The following is a 7,685-nucleotide window of genomic DNA, read 5'->3' as shown; positions in this document are numbered from 1 at the left end:
CCCGCCGTTCGGGTGGGCGCGAGCCATGGTATCCGCGCGGGACGGAAATCCGCAACGAGCGGCAGGTGTCGATCGTTGCCTTCGACGAGCTGGCCGTGGTGGCCGAGCGTATGGGACTTGCCGAGATTAAGCCCGAATGGATCGGCGCCAATCTGGTGATCGACGGCCTGTCGAACTTGTCCATGCTGCCTTCGGCAACGCTATTGTTCTTCGCGGGCGGGGTCACACTGAAGATCGACGCGCAGAATGGTCCCTGCCGCCTTTCCGGCCGCTCGATTGCGGAAAATGCCCGCATGGAAGACCAGGATGCCGGCTCGCTTCTGTTTCCCAAGGTGGCGAAGCGCTTGCGCGGGCTTGTCGCCTGGGTGGAAAAGCCCGGGGTTGTTGCGACGGGCGAAGAAATTTCGGTGCGCGTGCCGGAGCAGTGGATCTACCGCGCCTGAGGACGCCGCCATCCTTCGTCGTTGGCCGTGCGCAACTGGCGGTAGGCCAGTGCCGCAAGGACGAGCACGCCAAGCAGCATGCCTCCGTTGACTGCGTACTTCACAGCAAGCGCCGGCTCGCCGGCGGGTTGAATAACAAAGGAAGTCAGCGCGTTAGCAAGGAGAGCGGCAGCGGCTATGCCAAGCACATGGCTGTTTTTCCACGCTATGCGGCCAGACCACGTCGCAATCAGCGCCCCGCAGCCGGCGAAAGCGAGCAGGGAGGCCGACACGCCGGTCCAATCCGGCGAAGAGAAGATGTGCAGGGCGAGTATGGCAAGCACAAAGGCGGCAACCAGCCATGGCGCCGGCACGTAGCCCGCGCGTTCCTCGGTGTGTACCGGCACGAGTAAGGCGGCGATGCCGAGCAATAGGGCGCAAGCGACTGTGGCAACGAGTTGCGCCTTCGTTGCCATGAAACCCGTGACTCTCAAATGATCGTCGAAGACGAAGGCGGCTGCCGCCAGATAGAGCGACACCATCAGAAGGATTCCGATGCGTCCGAGCCAGGGCCGGTCGGCGATGCGTGGTGCGCAGCATTCCACCACCGCGATCGGCGCGGCGAAACTCCAGACAATATGGGTGCTCACGAAGTCCAGCGTCAGATTGGCGCTGATGCCGAGTTGACCAAGCCAGGTCGGCAGCCTTTCGGCGTCCCAATAGGGGATGTTCAGGTCGGCACCGTAATGCGGGTTGAACAGACTTTGGTCGATCAGCCCGGCCTGGATCAAGCCGAAGGCGGCGGCGAGCAGCAGCATGGTCGGCCAGCCGCGTCCGGTGCGACGCGCGATCTCGCGGATGAGCAGCGCAATCGAACCGTAGAGGGGAGCGAAGACAAGCAGCCCCCACATCATCTCCAGCGGGTGATACGTGCTTTCGGCATAGCCGATCAGATACTCGGCACAGATGGGCGAGAGCAGGAACAGGCCGATCAACGGGAGCAGGCGTTGGCCAAGCACTGGCTTCGACAAGACAGTCAACGCGGAAGGCATCCGAAAAGCCCTTGGCTATTATTGGAGCGTATGCTCTAATATTGATCGAGAAGCCGAAAACTGTCAAGCGACCGAGATCGCCCAATGCGCACCGTCGATCCTGAGAAACATGCCCGCAAGCGCGCCGACATCCTTGTCGCCGCCGCCGAGGAATTCGCCGCCAACGGCGTCGACGGGACCTCGACCGCCGCGATCTGCCGCCGCGCCAGCATTGGTTCCGGTACGCTGTTCCACTATTTCCCGACCAAGCTCGACATCGTGCATGGCCTGTTTGGAGATGCCTTCGCGCGAATGGCTGCGGTCTACAGTGAAGCCGAAGCCGAAGACGATCCGGAAGCCGGGTTCAACCGCATCCTGCACCATCTCTTCGACGATCTCGCCAATCCGCTAGCGCCGGGGCTCATGGCTGTGGCGCTGCTGCAAATCGGTCGCGACGAGGCGTTTGCACGAATGTTCGGTGAGGACGAAGAGCAGGCAAGGAGTTCGCTCACCATCCTCCTGGAACGCATGGCCGATCACGGCGCCCAACTCGCCTTTCCGCCGGAACGCGCCGCCGCCTGGATTCAACATCTCTTCGACGCCAGCTTCCTTGCCTCTGGCAACGCCGGGTTCGATGCCGCATTGCAGACGGCGGAACTGCGCACGGTGATCGGCTGGCTGATCGGGCGTGGCAAGGCCGAGGCAGCTCAGCTGGGGTAGGCAACCGGTTCCGACCAGGCCGGATCCTCGTGTTTATGCCAATAGAGTTTCTCCAGTCGTCTGGTGACCGGTCCAACCCTGCCGTCGGCGATCGGGATGCCGTCGACCACCGTCACCGGCATGATGCCGCCGGCGGTAGAGGTGATGAAGACCTCGTCGGCCGCTTTAAGCGCCGCTACGCTCACGTCAACCGCCTTGCAGTCGAGGCCGAGTTCGCTTGCGAGGTCGAAAACCGTGCGCCGGGTTATGCCGGCCAGAACGCCGACGGCTGGCGTCACCAACCTGCCACCTTCGACCGCGAAGACATTGAAGCCCGGACCTTCGGCGACGTTGCCGTTGAAGTCGAGCAGCAGTGCCGTCTCCGCATTGCGGTCATACGCGTCGTAGAGGCCGCGCACGAGATCGAGCCAGTGATAGTTCTTGATTGCGGGATCGATCGACGCCGGCGGGATGCGGATGCGGTCGCTGATCGCGACATGCAGGCCGCGCTCGCGCTGCTCGGCGTTGGCGACGGAGCCGAACGGTACCGCGAAAGCCATGAAGCGGTTGATGGCATCGCGCGGATCGCGGCTGAATGTCGGGGAAGCACCGCGCGTGCAAAGCATCTCGACGTAGGAAGCGCGGTGGCCGGAGAGCGCCACGCAGTTGTGCAGGATTTCCGCCACCTGATCGCGCGTCGTGTACGGGATCGACATGCGCAGCCGCTCCAGGCCACCGAAGAAACGTTCGATATGCAGATCCAGCCGGAAGAAGCGACCGTTCCAGACATGAACGGTATCGTAGGTGGCGTCCGAATGCAGGAAGCCCCAGTCGAGCACCGAGATCTTCGCTTGCGACATCGGCAGATATTGCCCGTCGAGGAAGGCGACGCCGGCCGGATAGCTGTGCGGATCTACATGCCGGCTTTCGAGGGCGGGCAGGGGGTTGACGGTCTGGTCCATGTTTCCTCCGGCTGGCGCATCGGCTCGGGACGCATCGAGTTCCAACGGCATCTTCTGATGGAAAATGCCCGCAAACGATGCGCCATTTCCGTCAAAATGGCGGGCCACATGCTTATGCGGCGATCAAAGTGACCGGGCCGTTGAAACGGAATGATCAAGGAGAACCCGCAACAGCTGTTTCAAACCTGCGCTTGCTTGATCGGATATGTTTCACCGACCGGCTTTCTTTGACGCATTCGGTTCCAATGAGTGCCTTATCTTCACGCATCGTCGAAAAGGAGAGTGGCAATGACGGTGAGGGAAGTCGTTCTGATCGGTGATGAGCGGTTGCGGCAGGTCGCACTGGCCGTCGACCCCGCCAAAGACGATTGGCGGCAGGATGCCGTCGACCTTGCCGATACGCTGGCCGATCTCAAGACCCGGCTCGGTTTCGGTCGCGGGCTGGCCGGGCCGCAGATCGGCTCGCCCTGGCGGCTGATCGCTTTCGACTGCCGGCTGGGTACCTTCGTTGCCGTAAACCCGCGCATCACCTGGTGCTCGAGTGAGACTTTTTCCGTGTGGGACGACTGCTTCAGCATCCCCGGACGGAAAGTGCCGGTAACACGCAGCCGGACCGTCACATTCGAATGCCTGGGTCTCGATGGACAGGGTCGCGTCTTCGAGCGTCTCGAACCCGACCTTGCCGAACTGGTGCAGCACGAGGTGGATCATCTCGACGGGATCTTGATGGTGGATCGAGCCGAGGCTGCAGCTTTGGAGCGCCACGCCCAGAGTTGACAGGCGAAACGGGGCGACCTAGTTGAGGGTCATCAGCCAGTTTTACTGGCCGTAAGCGTTAACGTCACCCAACGCGCAAGATCGAACGGCTTTTGCCTCGGTCTGCGCGGCTGTGTCCAGCAGATCGAGGCCAGGAGCCTTGAGAGGACACAGATGAATATCCAGACCACTGCCAACAGTCCCGTGGATGCGCCGCGCATCGAACGCGTTCGCTTCGACCTCAGGCGCCGCTCGCTTCGGGTCGAACGAAGCATCCGCCTGACGCCCGGCATGCTGCGCATCGTCTTTTCCGGCGACGAGCTGCATGATTTCGCAAGCCTCGCACCCGACGACCACATCAAGATCTTCGTGCCGACGCCTTCGGGAGAGGTCGTGCCCCGCTCCTATACGCCGCGGCGCTACGACGCCGAGGCGCGCACGCTGGACATCGATTTCGCACTCCATGACGCCGGCCCGGCGACGAACTGGGCGATCGATGCACGGCCGGGCGACAGGCTGGAGGTCGGTGGACCGAAGGGCTCGACAATCGTCTCGCCGGATATCCGGCACTGGCTTCTGATCGGTGACGAGACAGCGCTTCCCGCCATCGCTCGCCGCATCGAGGAAGCTCGCGAGGGCACCCGCATGACGAGCATCGTCGCCGTGACCGGGCCGCAGGAGCATCTGGTGTTCGACACGCGCGCCGACCTGCTCACGCTGTGGGCCCACCGTTCGATTTCGGACAGCAGCGATCCGAGCACGTTGCTGGCGATCCTGAAGACGATCGGCCTGTTGCCCGGAACCTTCGTGTGGATTGCGGCTGAAGCCCTGGTGACGCGGGCCATCCGCAGTTTTCTCGTCCAGGAGCGTGGCCATCCGCTGAGCTGGATGAAAGCTTCCGGCTATTGGGTCATGGGCCGCGCGGATGCCCATGAGAAGTTCGAGTGAGCATGAATAAATTCAAGAAAAGTGTGCGGCGGCTTCGAGCCGAGTTCTATTCCATGAGCTTGTACCAGTCGCGTATGGCCAGCTTCAGCCGGATCGCTTCTTCTTCCGGCAAAAAACTGCAGTGCGCGATTGGTCCTCGGACGAGGTTCAGTCTGTTGATGACGCGAAGAACTCTGTTTCGCGTAGCATTGGAGAACATCCCCGAAAAGACGTCCCAGTTGTCTTTCACAATTTCGCCGAGTTCGCCGAAGGTCGTGTAGTCGATCAGGCGGTCCGAACGAGGGGGCAATCCTTCAGCCGCCTCGCGATCATAATTCTTTTGAACGTTCTCTCTAACGACTTGGGGGACGCAGGTCTTCCACCAGCCGTTTCCGCTGCTCTCGATCATCGTCGCTTCGATTAGCTCTCGCATGTCGTTCTCTAGTGCGTAGAAGAGCTTATAGAACTCGCTCATCCGCTCGGCAGCAGCGAGGGTCTCGAAGCCTACCTGCCTCAAGTAGTCGGCGACGAGTGAGTCAGCCTGGGCTTCAAGCGCTCCTCTCGTATTGCCGATCTTGTTGACATTGAAGGCGGTCCGAAGATCGTGAGTTATCACCGCGTTCTTGAGGATGAACAGCTCAATATGATCTTCCTGGCTCATCTGAGGAGATTGTCCCGCAGACTTTTGAAGATCGCATTGAAGACGGCGATGTTTTCGGTTTCCGGCAAAACGATGTTTATCTGATACGACAAGCCAAGTTTCACTCCATCGATCGGCCGATCTTGGAGGATTCTTTCAGATGTCTGCCCGACGTCGGTTTCGCGGCCCGCATCCGCCTCCTTTACGACGTCAGACGTTATAAACGCGCGGACAGCTTCGAAGGAGGCATACATCAGGCGAACGATAGGGTCGGTCTTCTTTAGGCCGGTAATTTCGACGAGGACATCCTTCACAGCGGTTTCGTCGGCGCGATGCACGAATTCTTTCCGCTTGAACAGCTCGCCAAACGCGTTGCGTAGCCCTTCGTATGCTGCCTGACTCCGACCGCCGTCGGTCTTGAACTTCGAATACAAAGTTGTAGGCGAGCCGTCAGGACTCAGGAATTGCATCTTCTTTAATATCGGGGGCACCGCTCTGGCACCACCACCCGTCAGGTGGAGGATCGTCTCCATGAAGTCGGGACTGAATTTGTCGGGTCGCTCCGCAGTTATGATCCCCTCCAGCGCGCGTTTGAACACGCCGGGAGACGGTGTATAGGGAACGCCACCTTTGATCTCTCTTGGCTTACCTTTGTCGGCGGAGGGCGCGGAAGCTTCCTCCGCTACCTCGTTCGTATCTTCTACAGCTTTCGTGACGTCTGCAGGATTCGGTTGCTTTGCCATGATATTTCCCCACCCAACTGAAGCTTACCGCAACGGCTTCACTCTGCAAGGTGTCGGCGAAAAATGGCAACCTGCTCGCTAGAACACGACACGTGGCTCGAACTTCACGCGATCGAGCATGATCATGGAGCGGAACTTGCGGATATTGGGGTTGGCGTAGAGCCGTTCCTTGGTGAAGACCTCGAAGGCGGCGACATCCTCGACCGTCACGACAACCACGAAATCGGCGTCGCCGGTCACCATGTAGCATTGCGTCACTTCGGGTGCGTTGCGCATTTCGCGCTTGAAGGCGTCGATCAGGTCGAGCCGCTCGCTCTCCAGTTCGACATTGACCACCGCCGTCAGCGATCTGCCTGCGGCCTGTGGGTCGACCAGGGCGATATCGGCGATTATGACGCCTTCCTCCCGCATCCGCCGCACCCTGCGCATGCAGGATGCGGCGGATGAGGCGACGCGTTCGGCGAGTTCTGCAAAGGAAAGCCGGTTGTCTTCCTGAAGTGCCGCCAAGATACGTCGGTCGAGATCGTCCAGTGGCGTGCGGGTCGTGTCCTTGGCCATTGCTTTCCCGGGCTGCCGAAAGGAGCTTCAGCGCTCGCTCAGCAGATGTTTGATGAACAGGTTGAACAGCTCGGTCTGGCTGGAGATATCGAGCTTGGCGTAGATGTTCTTGCGGTGGATTTTCACCGTGCCCTCGGCGATGCCGAGGATGCGGCCGATCGACATGGATGAATGGCCGCGCAACACCAGGCTGACGATGGTCTGCTCGCGGCGCGTCAACCGCGACGGCGCGAAAGTGGCAAAAGCACGCTCCACATCGTCGGCATCGTGTGGCTGACCGGGTTCGGCAGTCGTTTCTGGCGCCAGATGTTCCCAATGCCGGCTGATGAGCATCGTCACCAGCGGGGCGGTATGCTGCAGGCGGTCGAAGTCTGCGGGCGAGAATGTGACGCTGGAATTCGCCCGCAGCAGCGAATAGGCGAGATAGAGGCCGGGCTGCAACGGCGCCAGGAAGACGATCTCTTCGCTCAGCGAACCCGTCTCCATCGAGATACAGGGATGGACGTCGGGAGAGTTGTAGTATTCGGCCTCGAAGAAGGCATCCGGCGCGAGGTCGACCAGCCTGTGCAGGCCTTTGGGCGCGCGGCGCAGACAGGCGGAATAAACGGCGTCGAGCAGGTAGGTCCCGTCGAGGTAGTTGCGCATGATCTGCTGCGAGGAGACCTCGCCCAATCCGTCATGGAGCAGGTGAGGCCGGTCTCGCCCGGGATAGGCGAAGATGCACGACAGGTCGAATGGGACGACGGCTCGCAGCGCCACATCCAGCCGTTCGATGAAACCCGTCTTGCCGAGATGCGCCACCAGTTCCGGGGTTGCCGCATGCCAGGCTGCGAGTTGATCGTTCATTGCCATCGACCCTCCCTGTCCAACGGATCGTGAGCCTGCATATTCCAGTCCCGTCTGAAATCCGCTCGCCGCTCCATGCGAGTCGTCCGGGCGACCTTATC

The 7,685-nt window shown here is 61.0% G+C and carries 10 protein-coding genes; 4 read left to right on the top strand and 6 right to left on the bottom strand.

Annotation, left to right across the window (positions count from 1 at the left end; translation table 11 throughout):
* The coding region (locus AO692_RS01655; RefSeq protein WP_244483221.1) for an MOSC domain-containing protein at positions 1 to 443 on the top strand (443 nt) is incomplete at its 5' end.
* Here the strand turns inward: AO692_RS01655 and AO692_RS01650 are convergent.
* Positions 431 to 1,462 (bottom strand): hypothetical protein, encoded by a 1,032-nt coding sequence (locus tag AO692_RS01650; RefSeq protein WP_200911689.1) that lies wholly within the window; start codon positions 1,460 to 1,462, stop codon positions 431 to 433. The genes AO692_RS01655 and AO692_RS01650 overlap by 13 nt on opposite strands.
* Before the next feature lie 96 nt (positions 1,463 to 1,558).
* On the opposite strand from AO692_RS01650, the gene AO692_RS01645 reads away from it, so the two are divergent.
* Positions 1,559 to 2,173, top strand: coding sequence for a TetR/AcrR family transcriptional regulator (locus AO692_RS01645; protein ID WP_054308278.1), 615 nt, complete (start codon positions 1,559 to 1,561; stop codon positions 2,171 to 2,173).
* On the opposite strand, the gene AO692_RS01640 is transcribed toward AO692_RS01645, so the two are convergent.
* Positions 2,161 to 3,114, bottom strand: coding sequence for an aminotransferase class IV (locus AO692_RS01640; protein ID WP_054308445.1), 954 nt, complete (start codon positions 3,112 to 3,114; stop codon positions 2,161 to 2,163). The genes AO692_RS01645 and AO692_RS01640 overlap by 13 nt on opposite strands.
* A 288-nt stretch (positions 3,115 to 3,402) precedes the next feature.
* Between AO692_RS01640 and AO692_RS01635 the strand changes: the two genes are divergently transcribed.
* Both AO692_RS01635 and AO692_RS01630 read left to right on the top strand, forming a co-directional pair.
* Positions 3,403 to 3,891, top strand: coding sequence for a peptide deformylase (locus AO692_RS01635; RefSeq protein WP_054308277.1), 489 nt, complete (start codon positions 3,403 to 3,405; stop codon positions 3,889 to 3,891).
* A gap of 153 nt (positions 3,892 to 4,044) precedes the next feature.
* Positions 4,045 to 4,818 carry a siderophore-interacting protein gene (locus AO692_RS01630; protein WP_054308276.1) on the top strand — a complete coding sequence of 258 codons (774 nt, stop codon included), beginning with the start codon at positions 4,045 to 4,047 and terminating at the stop codon, positions 4,816 to 4,818.
* Positions 4,819 to 4,864: 46 nt separating this feature from the next.
* Here AO692_RS01630 and AO692_RS01625 read toward each other — a convergent pair whose 3' ends face one another.
* The 4 genes from AO692_RS01625 to AO692_RS01610 all read right to left on the bottom strand — a co-directional run bounded on the left by AO692_RS01625 (position 4,865) and on the right by AO692_RS01610 (position 7,584).
* Positions 4,865 to 5,458: a Swt1 family HEPN domain-containing protein gene (locus tag AO692_RS01625; protein WP_054308275.1), complete on the bottom strand. Its 594-nt coding sequence runs from the start codon at positions 5,456 to 5,458 to the stop codon at positions 4,865 to 4,867.
* Positions 5,455 to 6,180: a DUF5343 domain-containing protein gene (locus tag AO692_RS01620; RefSeq protein ID WP_054308274.1), complete on the bottom strand. Its 726-nt coding sequence runs from the start codon at positions 6,178 to 6,180 to the stop codon at positions 5,455 to 5,457. Before AO692_RS01620 ends, AO692_RS01625 begins: the two co-directional genes overlap by 4 nt.
* 78 nt (positions 6,181 to 6,258) lie before the next feature.
* Positions 6,259 to 6,738, bottom strand: a complete 480-nt coding sequence (locus AO692_RS01615; protein WP_054308273.1) for an Lrp/AsnC family transcriptional regulator — start codon at positions 6,736 to 6,738, stop codon at positions 6,259 to 6,261.
* Positions 6,739 to 6,765: 27 nt separating this feature from the next.
* Positions 6,766 to 7,584, bottom strand: a complete 819-nt coding sequence (locus AO692_RS01610) for a helix-turn-helix transcriptional regulator (RefSeq protein ID WP_054308272.1) — start codon at positions 7,582 to 7,584, stop codon at positions 6,766 to 6,768.
* Positions 7,585 to 7,685: the final 101 nt, after the last annotated feature.

The organism is Mesorhizobium sp. 1M-11, assembly GCF_001303895.1.
GTDB lineage: Bacteria > Pseudomonadota > Alphaproteobacteria > Rhizobiales > Rhizobiaceae > Mesorhizobium.
Note: the sequence above shows the minus strand (reverse complement) of the source record. Positions and strands in the feature narration are given on the sequence as shown.